The sequence below is a fragment of the Streptomyces ipomoeae 91-03 genome (assembly GCF_000317595.1).
Taxonomy (GTDB): domain Bacteria; phylum Actinomycetota; class Actinomycetes; order Streptomycetales; family Streptomycetaceae; genus Streptomyces; species Streptomyces ipomoeae.
Genome location: NZ_AEJC01000534.1, coordinates 1 through 20,553 on the forward strand (window position 1 = coordinate 1; position 20,553 = coordinate 20,553).

The following is a 20,553-nucleotide window of genomic DNA, read 5'->3' on the forward strand; positions in this document are numbered from 1 at the left end:
CGCTCCAGTACGTTTACGGCTCCGCCCAGGGGGAACCCGACGCAACTGTGCGCCAGGAGCCACCCAAGCCGGGCGGAAATTCCGACTCAGAACTTCTGATAAAGTCGGAGCCGCCGGAAAGGGAAACGCGGAAGCGGAAACCTGGAAAGCACCGAGGAAATCGGATCGGAAAAAGATCTGGTAGAGTCGGAAACGCAAGACCGAAGGGAAGCGCCCGGAGGAAAGCTCGAGAGAAACGGCTCGGGTGAGTACGAAGGAAGCGTCCGTTCCTTGAGAACTCAACAGCGTGCCAAAAATCAACGCCAGATATGTTGATACCCCGTCTGCCGGAAACATTTCCGGTGGTCGAGGTTCCTTTGAAACAAACACAGCGAGGACGCTGTGAACCATCGGATCATTCCTCCGGTGGTTCCGCTCTCGTGTGTGCGCACCGGATTACCGGTACACATTCACGGAGAGTTTGATCCTGGCTCAGGACGAACGCTGGCGGCGTGCTTAACACATGCAAGTCGAACGATGAACCGCTTCGGTGGGGATTAGTGGCGAACGGGTGAGTAACACGTGGGCAATCTGCCCTTCACTCTGGGACAAGCCCTGGAAACGGGGTCTAATACCGGATACGACGCGCTCGGGCATCCGATGTGCGTGGAAAGCTCCGGCGGTGAAGGATGAGCCCGCGGCCTATCAGCTTGTTGGTGAGGTAACGGCTCACCAAGGCGACGACGGGTAGCCGGCCTGAGAGGGCGACCGGCCACACTGGGACTGAGACACGGCCCAGACTCCTACGGGAGGCAGCAGTGGGGAATATTGCACAATGGGCGCAAGCCTGATGCAGCGACGCCGCGTGAGGGATGACGGCCTTCGGGTTGTAAACCTCTTTCAGCAGGGAAGAAGCGCAAGTGACGGTACCTGCAGAAGAAGCGCCGGCTAACTACGTGCCAGCAGCCGCGGTAATACGTAGGGCGCGAGCGTTGTCCGGAATTATTGGGCGTAAAGAGCTCGTAGGCGGTCTGTCGCGTCGGATGTGAAAGCCCGGGGCTTAACCCCGGGTCTGCATTCGATACGGGCAGACTGGAGTGTGGTAGGGGAGATCGGAATTCCTGGTGTAGCGGTGAAATGCGCAGATATCAGGAGGAACACCGGTGGCGAAGGCGGATCTCTGGGCCATTACTGACGCTGAGGAGCGAAAGCGTGGGGAGCGAACAGGATTAGATACCCTGGTAGTCCACGCCGTAAACGGTGGGAACTAGGTGTTGGCGACATTCCACGTCGTCGGTGCCGCAGCTAACGCATTAAGTTCCCCGCCTGGGGAGTACGGCCGCAAGGCTAAAACTCAAAGGAATTGACGGGGGCCCGCACAAGCAGCGGAGCATGTGGCTTAATTCGACGCAACGCGAAGAACCTTACCAAGGCTTGACATACGCCGGAAAACCCTGGAGACAGGGTCCCCCTTGTGGTCGGTGTACAGGTGGTGCATGGCTGTCGTCAGCTCGTGTCGTGAGATGTTGGGTTAAGTCCCGCAACGAGCGCAACCCTTGTTCTGTGTTGCCAGCACGCCCTTCGGGGTGGTGGGGACTCACAGGAGACTGCCGGGGTCAACTCGGAGGAAGGTGGGGACGACGTCAAGTCATCATGCCCCTTATGTCTTGGGCTGCACACGTGCTACAATGGCAGGTACAATGAGCTGCGAAGCCGTGAGGCGGAGCGAATCTCAAAAAGCCTGTCTCAGTTCGGATTGGGGTCTGCAACTCGACCCCATGAAGTCGGAGTTGCTAGTAATCGCAGATCAGCAGTGCTGCGGTGAATACGTTCCCGGGCCTTGTACACACCGCCCGTCACGTCACGAAAGTCGGTAACACCCGAAGCCGGTGGCCCAACCCCTTGCGGGAGGGAGCTGTCGAAGGTGGGACTGGCGATTGGGACGAAGTCGTAACAAGGTAGCCGTACCGGAAGGTGCGGCTGGATCACCTCCTTTCTAAGGAGCATCTAGCTGCCGCGAGGCAGCCAGAGCCACTACGCCAGCGAATGTCTGGCGGTGGTCAGCTCATGGGTGGAACGTTGATTATTCGGCACGGTCGGGACGGACCAGGCGCTAGTACTGCCCCTGCTGGGGGCGTGGAACGCTGATCTGGTCGGCTGACCGTGCCGGGCACGCTGTTGGGTGTCTGAGGGTGCGAGCGTTGCTCGCCCTTCACGATGCCGGCCCCGGTGCAGCACCGCGTGATGTGGTGTGTGACGGGTGGTTGGTCGTTGTTTGAGAACTGCACAGTGGACGCGAGCATCTGTGGCCAAGTTTTTAAGGGCGCACGGTGGATGCCTTGGCACCAGGAACCGATGAAGGACGTGGGAGGCCGCGATAGGCCCCGGGGAGTCGTCAACCAGGCTTTGATCCGGGGGTGTCCGAATGGGGAAACCCGGCAGTCGTCATGGGCTGTCACCCTTGCCTGAACACATAGGGCAAGTGGAGGGAACGCGGGGAAGTGAAACATCTCAGTACCCGCAGGAAGAGAAAACAACCGTGATTCCGGGAGTAGTGGCGAGCGAAACTGGATGAGGCCAAACCTATGGCGTGTGAGACCCGGCAGGGGTTGCGTCGTGGGGGTTGTGGGATCTCTTTTTCACGGTCTGCCGGCCGTGGGACGAGTCAGAAACCGTATGGATAGGCGAAGGACATGCGAAAGGTCCGGCGTAGAGGGTAAGACCCCCGTAGCTGAAATCTGTACGGCTCGTTGGAGAGACACCCAAGTAGCACGGGGCCCGAGAAATCCCGTGTGAATCTGGCGGGACCACCCGCTAAGCCTAAATATTCCCTGGTGACCGATAGCGGATAGTACCGTGAGGGAATGGTGAAAAGTACCCCGGGAGGGGAGTGAAATAGTACCTGAAACCGTGTGCCTACAAGCCGTGGGAGCGTCGGATGGAAGCTTGCTTTCATCTCGTGACTGCGTGCCTTTTGAAGAATGAGCCTGCGAGTTTGCGGTGTGTTGCGAGGTTAACCCGGGTGGGGTAGCCGTAGCGAAAGCGAGTCCGAACAGGGCGGTGTAGTAGCGCGCTCAAGACCCGAAGCGGAGTGATCTAGCCATGGGCAGGTTGAAGCGGAGGTAAGACTTCGTGGAGGACCGAACCCACCAGGGTTGAAAACCTGGGGGATGACCTGTGGTTAGGGGTGAAAGGCCAATCAAACTCCGTGATAGCTGGTTCTCCCCGAAATGCATTTAGGTGCAGCGTCGTGTGTTTCTTGCCGGAGGTAGAGCACTGGATAGGCGATGGGCCCTACCGGGTTACTGACCTTAGCCAAACTCCGAATGCCGGTAAGTGAGAGCGCGGCAGTGAGACTGTGGGGGATAAGCTCCATGGTCGAGAGGGAAACAGCCCAGAGCATCGACTAAGGCCCCTAAGCGTACGCTAAGTGGGAAAGGATGTGGAGTCGCAGAGACAACCAGGAGGTTGGCTTAGAAGCAGCCACCCTTGAAAGAGTGCGTAATAGCTCACTGGTCTAGTGATTCCGCGCCGACAATGTAGCGGGGCTCAAGCGTACCGCCGAAGTCGTGTCATTCCAGTGTGAGGGCCAACGCCTGCTGGGATGGGTAGGGGAGCGTCGTCTGCCGGGTGAAGCAGCACCGGAAGGTAGTTGTGGACGGTTGACGAGTGAGAATGCAGGCATGAGTAGCGATACAAACGTGAGAAACGTTTGCGCCGATTGACCAAGGGTTCCTGGGTCAAGCTGATCTGCCCAGGGTAAGTCGGGACCTAAGGCGAGGCCGACAGGCGTAGTCGATGGATAACCGGTTGATATTCCGGTACCCGCTGTGAAGCGTCAAACATCGAGCATCGTGATGCTAAGGCCGTGAAGCCGCCCTGATCTCTTCGGAGTTGAGGGGAGTGGTGGAGCCGCCGGTCCAAGCGGTTAGTAGGTGAGTGATGGGGTGACGCAGGAAGGTAGTCCATCCCGGGCGGTGGTTGTCCCGGGGTAAGGGTGTAGGCCGTGCGATAGGTAAATCCGTCGTGCGTGTGGCTGAGACCTGATGCCGAGCCGATTGTGGTGAAGTGGATGATCCTATGCTGTCGAGAAAAGCCTCTAGCGAGTTTCATGGCGGCCCGTACCCTAAACCGACTCAGGTGGTCTGGTAGAGAATACCGAGGCGTTCGGGTGAACTATGGTTAAGGAACTCGGCAAAATGCCCCCGTAACTTCGGGAGAAGGGGGGCCACACCCGGTGATGGGTTTTACATCCTGAGCTGGGGGTGGCCGCAGAGACCAGCGAGAAGCGACTGTTTACTAAAAACACAGGTCCGTGCGAAGCCGTAAGGCGATGTATACGGACTGACGCCTGCCCGGTGCTGGAACGTTAAGGGGACCGGTTAGTCATTCTTCGGGGTGGCGAAGCTGAGAACTTAAGCGCCAGTAAACGGCGGTGGTAACTATAACCATCCTAAGGTAGCGAAATTCCTTGTCGGGTAAGTTCCGACCTGCACGAATGGCGTAACGACTTCTCGACTGTCTCAACCATAGGCCCGGTGAAATTGCACTACGAGTAAAGATGCTCGTTTCGCGCAGCAGGACGGAAAGACCCCGGGACCTTTACTACAGTTTGATATTGGTGTTCGGTTCGGCTTGTGTAGGATAGCTGGGAGACTGTGAGCATCGGACGCCAGTTCGGTGGGAGTCGTCGTTGAAATACCAGTCTGGTCGTGCTGGATGTCTAACCCGGGTCCGTGATCCGGATCGGGGACAGTGTCTGATGGGTAGTTTAACTGGGGCGGTTGCCTCCCAAAGGGTAACGGAGGCGCCCAAAGGTTCCCTCAGCCTGGTTGGCAATCAGGTGGTGAGTGTAAGTGCACAAGGGAGCTTGACTGTGAGACCGACGGGTCGAGCAGGGACGAAAGTCGGGACTAGTGATCCGGCGGTGGCTTGTGGAAGCGCCGTCGCTCAACGGATAAAAGGTACCCCGGGGATAACAGGCTGATCTTCCCCAAGAGTCCATATCGACGGGATGGTTTGGCACCTCGATGTCGGCTCGTCGCATCCTGGGGCTGGAGTCGGTCCCAAGGGTTGGGCTGTTCGCCCATTAAAGCGGTACGCGAGCTGGGTTTAGAACGTCGTGAGACAGTTCGGTCCCTATCCGCTGTGCGCGTAGGAGTCTTGAGAAGGGCTGTCCCTAGTACGAGAGGACCGGGACGGACGAACCTCTGGTGTGCCAGTTGTTCTGCCAAGGGCATGGCTGGTTGGCTACGTTCGGGAGGGATAACCGCTGAAAGCATCTAAGCGGGAAGCCTGCTTCGAGATGAGGACTCCCACCCACTTGATGGGGTAAGGCTCCCAGTAGACGACTGGGTTGATAGGCCGGATCTGGAAGCACGGTAACGTGTGGAGGTGACCGGTACTAATAGGCCGAGGGCTTGTCCTCAGTTGCTCGCGTCCACTGTGTTGGTTCTGAAACCACGAACGACCCCGTTGCCCGTGTGGTGGCGGTGCGGGTGTTGACAGTTTCATAGTGTTTCGGTGGTTATAGCGTGAGGGAAACGCCCGGTTACATTCCGAACCCGGAAGCTAAGCCTTACAGCGCCGATGGTACTGCAGGGGGGACCCTGTGGGAGAGTAGGACACCGCCGAACAAATATTGAAAGAGCTGGTCTCTGAACTTCGGTTCGGGGACCAGCTCTTTTTTGTTGTGCGTCACTTGGTGTTCACGTTCCGCGTCAAAGATCCGCGCTATGGGTACCGTTGGAATGCTCAGGGCCGCAGGGATCGGCGCCGGTGACGAGGTGATCGTGCCGGCGTTCGGGAATCCGGAGGTAGCCGAGGCGGTGAGCCTGGCGGGGGCAGTACCGGTCTTCGCCGACATAGACCCGGTGACGTACTGCCTGGATGCCTCGGCTGTCGAGGCCGTGGTGACTTCGCGGACGGTGGCGATCGTCGTCGTACACCGCTTCGGTCGGTCGGCTGACATCGCGCGACTGCGCGATGTGGGCCAGCGGCACGGGCTGTTGGTGCTGGAGCAGGGGGAGTCGGAGACGCCGTACAGCGAGGTCGGGGAGCGTCGGCAGCGGGCCACGTATCTCAGTTCGAAGCTGAAGGGCGTATGGACTCCCGACGGGGGTGACGGGCATACGTTCCAGCAGTACGTCGTGCGGGTGCCGGGCAATGGGCGGCCGGACCGGGACGCCTTCGCACGGGCCATTCGCGCCAAGGGAATTGAGTGCAGCGTGCCGGTGAAGACCCCCGTGCACCGGATGCCCGGGTTCCGGCGGGACGTGTGTCTGCCGGAGACCGAGCGGGCCGCCGACGAGACGCTGGCGCTGCCCATCGGCGGCAGGATGTCGCGGCGGGAACTCAATCGGCTGGTGTCCGCCTGCAACGCGCTCGGTGGACTGCTGCAACCGGCGTTCTGAGACGCCCCGCCGAAAGCCCGAGCTTGGTTTGGGAGCACAGGTCTGTTCGGGGTATGATCTATTCCGTTGCCGCGAGGGAAGCCTCAAAAAGGCAACAGGCCCCTATAGCTCAGTCGGCAGAGCGTCTCCATGGTAAGGAGAAGGTCAACGGTTCGATTCCGTTTGGGGGCTCAGCCAAAAGGCCCCGCCCGATCGGGCGGGGCCTTTCTCATGCCCACTCAGTCCTGCGGAAGGCCCGGTACGCGCATCGCGAGGATCGCCATGTCGTCGGACGGGGCGTCGGAGGCGAAGCGTTCGACGGCGCGCATGACGCGGGCCGCGACCGCGCCGGCGGTGAGTCCCGTGCAGGTCGTGAGGACCTCGGTGAGGCCGTCGTCGCCCAACATGCGTGTGCCCTCGCGGCGTTCGGTGACGCCGTCCGTGACGCACAGGAGCACGTCGCCGGGATCGAGGGTGACCGTCTGCTCGTACAGCTCCAGGTCCTCCATGACACCGAGGAGGGCCTGGGGTTCGGCGGCGGGTTCGACCGTGCCGTCCTGGCGGAGGCGCAGGGGCAGCGGGTGGCCGGCGCAGACGACCTTCAGTACGGCGCTGCCGTCCTCCTGGGGCCACAACTCGCCGTAGAGGAGCGTCAGGAAGCGGCTGCGGGCGCCCTCGTCGATGATGGCGGAGTTGAGGCGCTCCAGGACCGCGGGGCCGCCGTAGCCCTCTCGGGCGAGCAGGCGCAGGGCGTGGCGGGCCAGGCCGGTGACCGCGGCGGCCTCCGGGCCCGTGCCGCAGACGTCGCCGATGGCGAAGCCGTACGCGCCGTCGCGGATCGGGAAGATGTCGTAGAAGTCGCCGCCGACCTCGTTGCCCTCGCCGGCCGCGCGGTAGATGACCTCGACCTCGACGCCGTCGATCTCTGGGAGCTCAGGCGGCAGGAGGCTGCGCTGGAGGGACTGGCTGATGGCCACGCGCTCCGAGTACAGGCGGGCGTTGTCCAGGGCGAGGGCGGCCCGGCGGGAGAGGTCCTCGGCCAGCTCCAGGATCTCCTGGCGGAAGTGCTCGTCCGTCGGTTTGCCGAGGGTCAGCATGCCGATGACGCGGTTGCGGGCCACGAGGGGCAGGACGACCGTCTCGCCGCCCACCGCAGAGGCCGTGGCCAGCGTCGTACCGATGCCGGAGCTGACCGTGGCGGGCTCGCCGAGGCCCAGGCTGCGCATCGAGGTGCGCAGGGCCGCGTGGTGGGCCGCCTCGGCGGGGGCCGTCCAGACACGGGCGCCCGGGGTGGGGATCGGCTCCGGCGGCGGGATCTTGGCGAGGAGGGCCTTGAGACCGTCGATGAGGTCCTCGTCCTCGTGGAGGACGTACGACAGGTACGGGTCCGAGGCCTGGTCGGCGATCGTGTAGACCGCGCACCAGGTGGCGAGGGTCGGGATCGTCATCTGGGCCATCAGGGCCAGGGTCTGGTCGCGGTCCAGGGTGCCTGCGAGGAGGTCGGAGGCCTCGACGAGGAAGGACAGGGAGCCTCGGCGCAGGCGTTCGAGTTCGCCGAGGCGGGCCGACTCGACCGCTAGTGCGATGCGGTCGGCGGCGAACTGGAGGCGCAGGGCCTCCTCGTTGGAGTAGCGGCCCGGTGCCTCGGCGGCGACGCCGAGGGAGCCGGTGAGGCGGCCCTCGACCTTGAGGGGGACCGTGACGACCGAGCGCATGCCGGTGCCGCTCAGCAGCGGTACGGCGCCGGGGACGGCCGCGAGGTCGTCGTGGACGGCGGGCATACGGGCCGAGCCGTAGCGACCGGGGCCGGCCTCGACCGGGACGCGGGCGAAGCGCTGACGGGCCGAGGGGAGGCCGGTGGAGGCCCGTACCTCCAGTTCGGTCTCGTCGTCGGTGGCGAGGAGCAGGAAGGCGGAGTCGCCGTCGAGCATGTCGCGTGCGCGTTCGACCGTGCGCTGGAGCAGGCCGTCGAGGTCGTCCGGGGCCGGGGAGCCGATGAAGACCTCGAAGGGGTCCGTGGCCTGGCCCTCGCCGGAGCCGGTCGAGTCGCCGGACGGGACGCGGAGCGGGGTCTGGAGGACGGCGCGCTCGTGGTCCCGTACGAGCAGGCAGACCGTGGAGGGCTCGCCCGCTGTGTCGCGTACCCGGAGGTGGGAGGCGTAGACCGGGATCACACGGCCGGCCGCGTCGCGGATGCCGTAGCTGCCCTCCCAGCGGGAGAGTTGGAGGGCCTCGGCGACGCCGGTGCTGGTGCCGGGGGTGTGCGGCCAGGCGGCGAGGTCGGTGAGGGGCTTGCCGATGACCTGGTCGGGGGCGTATCCGAAGAGTTCCTCGGCGTCCTCGTTCCAGGAGCCGATCGCGCCGACGCGATCGATCTGTACGACGGCGACGCGGACCCGGCCGTCGGCGAGTGGGAGGAGGTCGGCGGGGAGGGACGGGCCGGCCGTGCGGGTGCCCACCGGGCGGTCGGGGAGGTCGAGTTGGAACCAGACCTGCTTGTGCGTGGGCGTGTACTCGACGCCCCAGCGGCCGGCCATGGCCGCGCACAGCTGGAGGCCGCGTCCGCCCTCGCGGTCGGGGCTGCCCATGTTGACGGGCGTGGTCTGGAGGGGGATCTCGCGTTCGGGATAGCGGTCGGCGACCTCGATGCGGACGCCGTCGTCGCTGCGCAGACAGAGGACGTCGGCGGAGGTGCCCGCGTGGATGACCGCGTTGGTGACCAGTTCGCTGGTGAGCACCACGGCGTCGTCGACGATGTCGGCGAATCCCCAGCCCTGGAGGGTGTCGCGGACGAACGAGCGGGCGGTCGCGACGGATCGTGAGACGGCTTCGAAGCTGGCGGCCGCGCGCGCGGTGATCACAGAACTCCTTGTCCGGTTCTCGACGTGCGGGGACCCGCGGCCGACCTCCTGCCGTGGCAGAGGCTTGTTATCCGTCGGCCTGGGGTCCTGGGGGGCTTCCCCAGGATGCAGTCCGGTGGTCATGGTGCGGCCGCCCCTCCGATGCCTGCCCGCTCGTGCTCGTGCGCCACCGCCCAGGCCGGACGGGACCGGCATGGCTGGACAGCCGCATGCAAGGTTACTTACCTTCGCCGTCCATGCGGATGCCGGTCGTCTGTGTTTCCGCCCGGAGGTGTGCGGACCGTGTACGAAGCTGCCGAACTGTTATGGCCTGGTTCAACCATGGTGAAACACTGGGCAGGCTTCCAGGAGAAGGTCTGGGCAGGCCGAGTACCTTCCCAGTGTGCCCGGGGAGTGGCAGCCGGTCTGCCGAGCAGAAGTATCCGCGTACGAACCCGTACGCGTGGTACGAGCAGTGCGAGTGGTGCCAGCGGGACAAGTGGTGCGTTGTCGTGCGAGCAGTGCGACACGTACGAGTACGGCGAAGTACGTCGAGCAGGAACGGTCGACCCTTGCGGGAGGGACACAGTGGAGTCTGGCGTAGCGGCGCGGGGCAACAAGGCGCGCGCGAAAGGCGGACAATCCCTGGGCGACCAGCGCAAACCTCGCAAATCGCGCAATGGGACCACCACCGTGGACACGGCTGCCCTGAACCGGCTGTTGACGGCGCTGGAGGCCATGCGGGACGGCAACTTCCGCAAGCGGCTGACCGTTTCGGGCGACGGCGTCATGGCCGAGATCGCCGCCGTCTACAACGAGGTCGCGGACCGGAACCTGCATCTGACCGGCGAGTTGTCGCGGGTGCGGCGCATGGTGGGGCGTGAGGGCAAGCTCACCGAGCGGCTGGAGACGGGCGCGAGTGAGGGGTCCTGGGCCGCCGCGATCGACGCCTCGAACGCGCTGGTCGACGACCTGGTACGCCCCGTCTCCGAGGTCAGCCGGGTGCTGTCGGCGGTCGCGGAGGGTGATCTGTCGCCGCGTATGGAGCTGCGGACGCCGGCCGGTGACGGCAGTGGCCATCCGTTGCGCGGGGAGTTCCTGAAGGTCGCGCGGACGGTCAACAACCTCGTCGATCAACTGTCGACGTTCACCGACGAGGTCATGCGGCTGGCCAGCGATGTCGGCACCGAGGGCAAGCTGGGCGGGCAGGCGCGGGTGCGCGGGATGTCCGGGTCGTGGAAGGACCTGACCGAGTCCGTCAACACGATGGCGTATCGGCTCACCGCACAGGTGAGGGACATCGCGCTGGTGACGACCGCGGTCGCCAAGGGCGATCTGTCGCGGAAGGTCACGGTCGACGTGGCCGGCGAGATGCTCGAACTGAAGGTGACCGTCAACACGATGGTCGACCAGCTCTCCGCGTTCTCCTCCGAGGTGACCCGAGTCGCCCGTGAGGTGGGCACCGATGGGCAGCTCGGCGGTCAGGCCGAGGTGCCGGGTGTGGCCGGTGTGTGGAAGGAACTCACCGATTCGGTGAACACCATGGCCGGCAATCTCACCGCGCAGGTGCGAGGGATCGCCCAGGTCACCACCGCGGTCGCCAACGGCGATCTGTCGCAGAAGGTGACCGTTCCGGCGCGTGGCGAGGTGGCCAAGCTCGCCGAGACGATCAACCAGATGACCGAGACGCTGCGGATCTTCGCCGACGAGGTCACGCGGGTGGCCAACGAGGTCGGTGGCGAGGGGCGGCTCGGCGGCCAGGCGCAGGTGCCGGGCGCGGCCGGGACGTGGAAGGACCTCACCGATTCGGTGAACACGGTCTTCAGGAACCTCACCACTCAGGTCCGGGACATCGCGGCGGTGACGACCGCCGTGGCCGACGGTGACCTCTCCCAGAAGGTCACCGTGGACGTGGCCGGCGAGATGCTGGAGCTGAAGAACACCGTCAACGGGATGGTCGACCAGCTCTCCGCGTTCGGTGCCGAGGTCACGCGCGTGGCCAACGAGGTCGGTGCCGAGGGGCGGCTCGGCGGCCAGGCGCAGGTGCCGGGCGCGGCCGGGACGTGGAAGGACCTGACGGACTCCGTCAACACGGCGTTCCGGAATCTCACCGGACAGGTGAGGAACATCGCGGCGGTCACGACCGCCGTGGCCAACGGCGACCTCTCGCAGAAGGTCACCGTGGATGTCGCGGGCGAGATGCTCGAACTGAAGAACACCGTGAACACGATGGTGGACCAGCTGTCGTCGTTCGCCGACCAGGTGACGCGGATGGCCCGGGACGTGGGTACGGAGGGCCGCCTCGGCGGTCAGGCCCGTGTGGACGGTGTGTCCGGCACCTGGAAGGAACTCACCGACTCCGTCAACTCGATGGCCGGCAATCTCACCACCCAGGTGCGGAACATCGCCCAGGTGACGACGGCCGTGGCCCGCGGTGACCTCTCCCAGAAGATCGACGTCGACGCGCGCGGCGAGATCCTGGAGCTGAAGAACACCATCAACACGATGGTCGACCAGCTGTCGTCGTTCGCGGACCAGGTGACCCGGGTGGCCCGCGAGGTGGGTACCGAGGGGCGGCTCGGCGGTCAGGCGCAGGTGCCCGGGGTCGCCGGTGTGTGGCGCGACCTCACCGAGTCCGTGAACAGCATGGCGGGCAACCTGACCGACCAGGTGCGGAACATCGCCCAGGTCGCCACGGCCGTGGCCCGCGGTGACCTGTCCCAGAAGATCACCGTGGACGCGCGCGGCGAGATCCTGGAGCTCAAGAACACGCTGAACACGATGGTGGACCAGCTGTCGTCGTTCGCGGAGGAGGTCACCCGCGTGGCCCGTGAGGTGGGCACGGAGGGCCAACTCGGCGGCCAGGCGCACGTACCAGGGGTGGCAGGCACCTGGAAGGACCTCACCCAGTCCGTGAACTTCATGGCGAACAACCTGACCATCCAGGTGCGTCAGATCGCCGAGGTCACGACCGCCGTCGCCAAGGGCGATCTGTCGAAGAAGATCACCGTCGACGCGAAGGGCGAGATCCTCGAACTCGTCACCACCGTCAACACGATGGTCGACCAGCTGTCGTCCTTCGCCGAGCAGGTGACCCGGGTGGCCCGTGAGGTGGGCACCGAGGGCATCCTCGGCGGCCAGGCGCACGTACCGGGCGTCACCGGCATCTGGAAGGACCTCAGCGGCAATGTGAACCTGATGGCCAACAACCTGACCATGCAGGTGCGGAACATCTCCCAGGTCGCCGCAGCCGTGGCCAACGGCGACCTCACCCGTACGGTGACGATCGAGGCGCGCGGCGAGGTCGCGCAGCTCGCCGACACCTTCAACAGCATGGTGAAGACGCTCAGTTCGTTCGCCGACCAGGTCACCAAGGTGGCCCGCGAGGTGGGCACGGACGGCATCCTCGGCGGTCAGGCGCACGTACCGGGTGTGGCCGGCACGTGGAAGGACCTCACCGAGTCCGTGAACTCGATGGCGTCCAACCTCACCGGGCAGGTCCGCAACATCGCGATGGTCACCACCGCCATCGCCAAGGGTGACCTGACCAAGAAGATCGACATCGACGCGCGCGGCGAGATCCTGGAGCTGAAGACCACCATCAACACGATGGTCGACCAGCTGTCCTCGTTCGCCGAGGAGGTCACCCGGGTGGCCCGCGAGGTGGGTACCGAGGGCCAGTTGGGCGGCCTCGCGCGCGTGCGCGACGTCGACGGCACCTGGCGGGACCTCACGGAGTCGGTGAACGAGATGGCCGGGAACCTGACCCGGCAGGTGCGTGCCATCGCACGCGTGGCCACCGCGGTGACCCGGGGCGACCTGAACCTCAAGATCGACGTCGACGCGTCCGGCGAGATCAAGGAGTTGCAGGACTACATCAACAAGATGATCGCCAACCTGCGTGACACCACGATCGCCAACCAGGAGCAGGACTGGCTCAAGGGCAACCTCGCCCGTATCTCCGCCCTGATGCAGGGCCGCCGGGACCTCGACGACGTGGCCTCGCTGATCATGAGCGAGCTGACCCCGGTGGTCTCCGCCCAGCACGGCGCGTTCTTCCTGGCGATGCCGCTGGTCGACGGCCAGGACCTGGCCCCGAACAGCGAGGATCACTACGAGCTGCGCATGCTCGGCTCGTACGGCTACTCCATGGGCTCCATGCCGACGTCGTTCCGTCCGGGGGAGGCGCTGGTCGGGACGGCTGCCAAGGAGAAGCGCACGATCCTGGTGGAGAACGCGCCGAGCGGGTATCTGAAGATCTCCTCCGGGCTCGGTGAGGCGCCTCCGGCGCAGGTCATCGTGCTTCCCGTGCTCTTCGAGGGGAAGGTCCTCGGTGTCATCGAGCTGGCGTCGTTCAACTCCTTCACGCAGATCCAGAAGGACTTCCTGAACCAGATCGCCGAGATGATCGCGACGAGCGTCAACACCATCTCCGTCAACACCAAGACCGAGGTGCTGCTGAAGCAGTCGCAGGAGCTGACCGAGCAACTGCGGGAGCGGTCGGACGAGTTGGAGAACCGGCAGAAGGCCCTCCAGGCGTCCAACGCCGAACTGGAGGAGAAGGCCGAGCTGCTGGCCCGGCAGAACCGCGACATCGAGGTCAAGAACACCGAGATCGAGGAGGCGCGGCAGGTCCTGGAGGAGCGCGCCGAGCAACTCGCCGTCTCCATGCGTTACAAGAGCGAGTTCCTCGCGAACATGTCGCACGAGCTGCGCACCCCGCTCAACTCGCTGCTGATCCTCGCCAAGCTGCTCGCCGACAACGCCGAGTCGAACCTGACGCCCAAGCAGGTCGAGTTCGCCGAGACGATCCACGGGGCGGGCTCCGACCTGCTGCAGCTGATCAACGACATCCTGGACCTGTCGAAGGTCGAGGCGGGCAAGATGGACGTCTCGCCGACCCGGATCGCGCTCGTTCAGCTCGTCGACTATGTGGAGGCCACCTTCCGGCCGCTGACCGCGGAAAAGGGCCTCGACTTCTCGGTACGCGTCTCGCCGGAGCTGCCCGCCACTCTGCACACCGACGAGCAGCGCCTGCTGCAGGTGCTGCGCAACCTGCTGTCCAACGCGGTGAAGTTCACCGATTCGGGTGCCGTGGAGCTGGTCATCAGGCCGGCCGGGGCGGATGTGCCGGTGGCCATCAGGGAGCAGTTGCTGGAGGCGGGCTCGCTGAGCGACCCGGACGCCGACATGATCGCGTTCTCGGTGACGGACACCGGCATCGGCATCGCGGCCAGCAAGATGCGGGTGATCTTCGAGGCGTTCAAGCAGGCGGACGGCACCACGAGCCGCAAGTACGGCGGTACGGGTCTGGGGCTGTCCATCTCGCGGGAGATCGCCCGGCTGTTGGGCGGCGAGATCCATGCCCAGAGCGAGCCCGGACGCGGCTCGACCTTCACCCTGTATTTGCCGCTGCACCCGAGCGAACTGCCTCCGCAGGGCTACGCGCACAACGCGCCCGCCGCCCTCGGGGCCGGGGAGCTGCTGGCCTCCGAGGCCGAGCAGCTGAGCCAGTCCGCCGAGACGCCGGCCGAGGTGAAGTCGTACCGCGAGACCCAGAACGGGGCCGCCGCGCTCTTCAGGCGCCGCCGCAGGTCCTCCAACGGCTCCATGGCGCTGCCGGGACAGACCGGGCAGCCGCAGGAACCGTGGGTGCCGGCGCACCAGGAGCCCGCGGCACAGCCGCGCACGATCGTCCGGTTCGACGGCGAGAAGGTGCTCATCGTCGACGACGACATCCGTAACGTCTTCGCGCTCACCAGCGTCCTGGAGCAGCACGGTCTGTCCGTGCTGTACGCCGAGAACGGCCGCGAGGGCATCGAGGTCCTGGAGCAGCACGACGACGTGACGGTCGTCCTGATGGACATCATGATGCCCGAGATGGACGGGTATGCGACGACCACGGCGATTCGCCGGATGCCCCAGTTCGCGGGACTGCCGATCATCGCGTTGACGGCCAAGGCGATGAAGGGCGACCGGGAGAAGGCGATCGACTCGGGCGCCTCCGACTATGTGACCAAGCCGGTCGATCCGGATCATCTGCTGACGGTCATGGAGCAGTGGATGCGCGGTGAGTGACGGCGGTCCCGGTGCGGGCGGCGTCGGAGGCTTGGGGGAGAGTGGTCACAACGCGGTGGACGGCGCGCGGAGTTGCTGACTGAGTGTGGCCAGGGCTGTGTAGAAGTGCGGGATTCGGGGAACCTTCTGGAGCCCCGCTGCGTTTCTGCTACGAGCACAGTGACATCACGGTGACAGGGTGTGGCGACGGGCGGGGTGCGGCTACGATGACCGGCACAAGGACGGGCGGCGCAAGGGAGTCGTCCCCTGGGGTGGCGCCGAGCGGTGTCACACCGAGTCCTGCGGACAGGGGAGGCCCCAAGCCGGGGCGAGGAGGGCGGGCCATGGTGCAGAAGGCCAAGATCCTCCTGGTCGATGACCGGCCGGAGAATCTGTTGGCGCTGGAGGCCATTCTCTCCGCGCTCGATCAGACGCTGGTGCGGGCATCGTCCGGGGAGGAAGCGCTCAAGGCGCTGTTGACGGACGACTTCGCGGTCATCCTGCTGGACGTCCAGATGCCGGGGATGGACGGCTTCGAGACGGCCGCGCACATCAAGCGGCGCGAACGGACACGTGACATCCCGATCATCTTCCTCACCGCCATCAACCACGGCCCGCACCACACGTTCCGTGGCTATGCGGCGGGTGCGGTCGACTACATCTCCAAGCCGTTCGACCCCTGGGTGCTGCGCGCGAAGGTCTCCGTCTTCGTCGAGCTGTACATGAAGAACTGCCAGCTCAGGGAGCAGGCGGCGCTGCTGCGGCTCCAGTTGGAGGGTGGCGGCAAGGGCGCGGCGGGCGGCTCCAAGGAGCCCTCCGGCGGCATCCTCGCCGAACTCTCCGCGCGGCTCGCGGCCGTCGAGGAGCAGGCCGAGGCGCTCTCCAAACAACTCGACGACGAGTCCGCCGACGCCGCCGCGGTGGCGACGGCGGCCCATCTGGAGCGCAAACTCACAGGCCTCCGCAGGGCGCTGGACGCCCTGGAGCCGGGCACGAGCGGCCCCGCCTCCCTGCCCTCGCAGAGCTGAGCGGGACACCTCATGGCAACGGCCGGGGGCCAGGTCGCGAAAGTGGCCCGGCCCCGGGCCGAGTTGTGCTCGGCGGACCTTCAGAAAGCGGGCCGGTCAAGCCGTCAGAAAACGGGCCGGTCAAGCCCCGTCAGCTTTGACACTCCAGGCATACGACACGAACGGGTGAAGCAGTAGGCACACGTGTCCGCTGTGGCCTCCACCGGTAACCTCACACTCATGGCCTCACGTCAGTCCGCAGCGAAGAAGCCGCCCGCGAAGAAGGCGGCCGCTCCGACGAAGGCTCCGGCGAAGAAGGCCCCCGCGAAGAAAGCCGCCGCCAAAAAGGCACCGGCCAAGAAGGCGGCGGCGAAGAAGGCGGCCCCTCCGAAGCCGGCGCCCAATCCGACCGGGGGCGTGTACAGACTCGTACGCGCCATCTGGCTCGGTGTCGCGCACGCCGTCGGCGCCGTCTTTCGGGGCATAGGGCAGGGCGCGAAGAATCTCGACCCGGCGCACCGAAAGGACGGTGTCGCGCTGCTCTTGCTCGCCCTCGCGCTGATCGTCGCCGCCGGCACCTGGTCCAACCTCCGCGGCCCGGTGGGCGATCTCGTCGAGATGCTCGTGACCGGCGCCTTCGGGCGGCTCGACCTGCTCGTGCCGATACTGCTCGCGGTCATCGCCGTACGGTTCATCCGGCACCCCGAGCAGCCCGACGCCAACGGCCGTATCGTCATCGGCCTGTCCGCGCTCGTCATCGGGGTGCTCGGCCAGGTCCACATCGCCTGCGGATCGCCCGTCCGCAGCGAGGGCATGCAGGCGATAAGGGATGCCGGAGGCCTCATCGGCTGGGGTACGGCCACGCCGCTGACGTACACCATGGGCGAGGCCCTCGCCGTGGCGATGCTCGTGCTGCTCACGGTCTTCGGGCTGCTGGTGGTCACCGCGACCCCGGTCAACGCGATCCCGCAGCGGCTGCGGCTGCTCGGGCAGAAGCTGGGCATCGTCGCGGACGACAAGGACGAGGACGCGTACAGCGAGGACGACGCGCGCTACGACGAGCAGTGGCGTGAATCGCTTCCCGGGCGCCCCCGCAGGCGCGGATCCGCCCCCCAGCAGTACGACCCCGACGGCGCCGAGCAGGAGGCCCTCTCCCGACGCCGCCCCCGCCGTTCCGCCGTACGGCAGCCCGACCCGGACCGGCCGATGGACGCCGTGGACGTGGCCGCTGCGGCAGCCGCCGCGCTCGACGGGGCGGTACTGCACGGGATGCCGCCTTCGCCGGTGGTCGCCGACCTCACCCAGGGGGTCAGCGTCGGGGACCGCGAGGAGACCACGCCCGTCCCGGCCGCACGCGGCAAGGCGCCCAAGCAGGAACCGCCGGCCGCCAAGGCACCGAGGACTCCCAAGCAGGAAGCCCTCGTCCCCGACCTCACCAAGCAGGCCCCCGACGAGCCCCGCGAGCTGCCGCCGCGCGCCGAACAGCTCCAGCTCTCCGGCGACATCACCTACTCCCTGCCCTCGCTCGACCTCCTGGAGCGGGGCGGCCCCGGCAAGACGCGCAGCGCCGCCAACGACGCGATCGTCGCCTCTCTGACCAACGTCTTCACCGAGTTCAAGGTCGACGCCTCCGTCACCGGCTTCACCCGTGGGCCGACGGTCACGCGCTACGAGGTCGAGCTGGGCCCCGCGGTGAAGGTCGAGCGGATCACCGCGCTGACCAAGAACATCGCGTATGCCGTCGCCAGCCCGGACGTACGGATCATCAGCCCGATCCCCGGCAAGTCCGCCGTCGGCATCGAGATCCCCAACACCGACCGCGAGATGGTCAACCTCGGCGACGTACTGCGCCTCGCGGACGCGGCCGAGGACGACCACCCGATGCTGGTCGCGCTCGGCAAGGACGTCGAGGGCGGCTATGTGATGGCCAACCTCGCGAAGATGCCGCATGTGCTCGTCGCAGGTGCGACCGGCTCCGGCAAATCGTCCTGCATCAACTGTCTGATCACCTCGATCATGGTCCGCGCGACCCCCGAGGATGTGCGCATGGTCCTCGTCGACCCCAAGCGGGTCGAGCTGACCGCCTACGAGGGCATCCCGCACCTGATCACGCCGATCATCACCAATCCCAAGCGGGCCGCCGAGGCGCTCCAATGGGTCGTGCGCGAGATGGACCTGCGCTACGACGACCTCGCGGCGTTCGGCTTCCGGCACATCGACGACTTCAACGAGGCCATAAGGAACGGCAAGGTCAAACTGCCCGAGGGCAGTGAGCGCGAACTCCAGCCGTATCCGTATCTGCTGGTCATCGTGGACGAGCTGGCCGACCTGATGATGGTCGCCCCACGTGACGTCGAGGACGCGATCGTGCGCATCACCCAGCTCGCACGGGCGGCCGGCATCCACCTGGTGCTCGCCACGCAGCGGCCGTCGGTGGACGTCGTCACCGGTCTGATCAAGGCGAACGTGCCCTCCCGGCTCGCCTTCGCCACGTCCTCGCTCGCCGACTCGCGCGTCATCCTCGACCAGCCCGGTGCCGAGAAGCTGATCGGCAAGGGCGACGGGCTGTTCCTGCCGATGGGGGCGAACAAACCCACCCGTATGCAGGGCGCGTTCGTGACCGAGGACGAGGTCGCGGCGATCGTCCAGCACTGCAAGGACCAGATGGCGCCCGTCTTCCGGGACGACGTCACCGTGGGCACCAAGCAGAAGAAGGAGATCGACGAGGAGATCGGCGACGACCTCGACCTGCTCTGTCAGGCGGCGGAACTCGTCGTCTCCACCCAGTTCGGCTCGACCTCCATGCTCCAGCGCAAGCTGCGCGTCGGCTTCGCCAAGGCCGGGCGGCTGATGGACCTCATGGAGTCGCGGGGCGTCGTGGGCCCGAGCGAGGGCTCCAAGGCACGTGACGTCCTCGTGAAACCCGACGAGCTGGACGGGGTGCTGGCGGTCATTCGAGGGGAGACTGAGGCATAGGGGGCGCGGACGGGGTCGCACTGGCGTCGCAGAGCGGGAAACCCAGTTGTCCGGCGGACGGAACGCGGGTGGGATGGTTGGGGGAACGCGGGTGGGATGGTGGAAGGAAGAGGGATGGGATTACGGCATCCGGGTATTCGAACGTGACTTACCCGTAAGGAAATGGTGAGCAACCGTTTCCCTTCGGCGTACGTCAAGTTGGAGGAAGGGACAGCCTTGTGTCCCACCATCACACCACCAGGATGTCCGGCCATTCTGATGGCGTACAAAGTCCCACCGCCCGGTTGCCCCACCCTTTCGCAATCCCCCTAGACTGAACTTCCAGCACAGGTGGCTACACGCTCGAAAGGCGCCCCCGTGTCCATCGGCAACTCCCCTGACGGCAACTCCCCCGAAGACGAGCGTCCGTTCGAAGACGACCGTGACGAACGCGCGGCGGAACGCCCCTCGATCGGCCGTGCCCTCCAGCAGGCACGCATCGCGGCCGGGCTGACCGTCGACGACGTCAGCAACGCCACCCGGGTCCGCATCGCCATCGTGCACGCGATCGAGCAGGATGACTTCGCCCCCTGCGGTGGCGACGTCTACGCGCGCGGTCACATCCGCAGCCTCGCGCGCGCGGTGCGCATCGATCCCGCACCGCTGCTCGCCCAGTACGACGAGGCCCGCGGCGGACGGCCCGCGCCGACGCCGGCGGCCCCGCTGTTCGAGGCGGAACGGATCCGCCCCGAGCGTCGCGGCCCCAACTGGACCGCCGCCATGGTCGCCGCGATCGTCGCGGTGATCGGCTTCGTCGGCTTCACCGCGTTCAACGGCGGCGACGAGGACGACGGCTCCACGCAGGCCGTCGAGGGCTCCACACCGACCACCAGCAAACCCGCCTCGCGCACCCCGAAGGCAGACAAGCCCGACGCCGACCCCAAGCCGGAGCCGTCCGACAGCGCCATCGCGGCCGCGCCCCGCGGCAAGGTGACCGTCCAGGTCAGCGCTTCCGACGGGCGCAGCTGGATCTCCGCCAAGGACCACAACGGCCGGCTCCTGTGGGACGGCCTCCTCAAGCAGGGCCAGTCGAAGACCTTCCAGGACAGCTCCAAGATCGACCTCGTCCTCGGCGACGCCGGTGCCGTCCAGCTCTACGTCAACGGCAAGAAGATCGAGGACGACTTCCAGCCCGGCCAGGTCGAACGCCTGACCTACACCAAGGGTGACCCCGAGGTCGGCTGATCCTCCGGGGGACATACCGATCGCGTCCGTACGGACAGTGCCCGTGCGGACGGCGTACGGACAGACGGTGCAAAGGGA

6 protein-coding genes, 1 tRNA gene and 3 rRNA genes are annotated in these 20,553 nt (G+C 66.0%); 9 read left to right on the top strand and 1 reads right to left on the bottom strand.

Going from position 1 to position 20,553, the window contains the following annotated elements; genetic code table 11:
• Positions 1-448 precede the first annotated feature (448 nt).
• The 5 genes from STRIP9103_RS34905 (at position 449) to STRIP9103_RS34925 (ending at position 6,563) form a co-directional block, all read left to right on the top strand.
• Positions 449-1,975, top strand: a 16S ribosomal RNA gene (locus STRIP9103_RS34905).
• 311 nt (positions 1,976-2,286) lie between these two features.
• A 23S ribosomal RNA gene (locus STRIP9103_RS34910) occupies positions 2,287-5,407 on the top strand.
• Between the two features lie 91 nt (positions 5,408-5,498).
• A 5S ribosomal RNA gene (gene rrf / locus STRIP9103_RS34915) occupies positions 5,499-5,615 on the top strand.
• Together the 16S, 23S and 5S rRNA genes form the textbook arrangement of a ribosomal RNA operon.
• Before the next feature lie 114 nt (positions 5,616-5,729).
• Positions 5,730-6,392 (top strand): DegT/DnrJ/EryC1/StrS family aminotransferase, encoded by a 663-nt coding sequence (locus tag STRIP9103_RS34920; protein ID WP_009329661.1) that lies wholly within the window; start codon positions 5,730-5,732, stop codon positions 6,390-6,392.
• 98 nt (positions 6,393-6,490) lie between these two features.
• A tRNA-Thr gene (locus tag STRIP9103_RS34925) sits at positions 6,491-6,563 on the top strand.
• A gap of 47 nt (positions 6,564-6,610) precedes the next feature.
• On the opposite strand, the gene STRIP9103_RS34930 is transcribed toward STRIP9103_RS34925, so the two are convergent.
• A complete protein-coding gene (locus tag STRIP9103_RS34930; RefSeq protein ID WP_048821529.1) occupies positions 6,611-9,355 on the bottom strand; it encodes a SpoIIE family protein phosphatase in 2,745 nt (914 codons plus the stop codon).
• 444 nt (positions 9,356-9,799) lie between these two features.
• Here STRIP9103_RS34930 and STRIP9103_RS34935 point away from each other — a divergent pair, with 444 nt between their 5' ends.
• The 4 genes from STRIP9103_RS34935 to STRIP9103_RS34950 all read left to right on the top strand — a co-directional run bounded on the left by STRIP9103_RS34935 (position 9,800) and on the right by STRIP9103_RS34950 (position 20,475).
• Positions 9,800-15,289 carry a HAMP domain-containing protein gene (locus STRIP9103_RS34935; RefSeq protein ID WP_086019361.1) on the top strand — a complete coding sequence of 1,830 codons (5,490 nt, stop codon included), beginning with the start codon at positions 9,800-9,802 and terminating at the stop codon, positions 15,287-15,289.
• Between the two features lie 323 nt (positions 15,290-15,612).
• Positions 15,613-16,296 (top strand): response regulator, encoded by a 684-nt coding sequence (locus tag STRIP9103_RS34940; RefSeq protein ID WP_009329663.1) that lies wholly within the window; start codon positions 15,613-15,615, stop codon positions 16,294-16,296.
• A gap of 219 nt (positions 16,297-16,515) precedes the next feature.
• Complete coding sequence (locus STRIP9103_RS34945) at positions 16,516-19,251, top strand: FtsK/SpoIIIE family DNA translocase (protein ID WP_100244064.1); 2,736 nt, start codon at positions 16,516-16,518, stop codon at positions 19,249-19,251.
• Positions 19,252-19,608: 357 nt separating this feature from the next.
• Positions 19,609-20,475, top strand: a complete 867-nt coding sequence (locus STRIP9103_RS34950) for a helix-turn-helix domain-containing protein (RefSeq protein ID WP_009329655.1) — start codon at positions 19,609-19,611, stop codon at positions 20,473-20,475.
• The last annotated feature ends 78 nt before the right edge of the window (positions 20,476-20,553 follow it).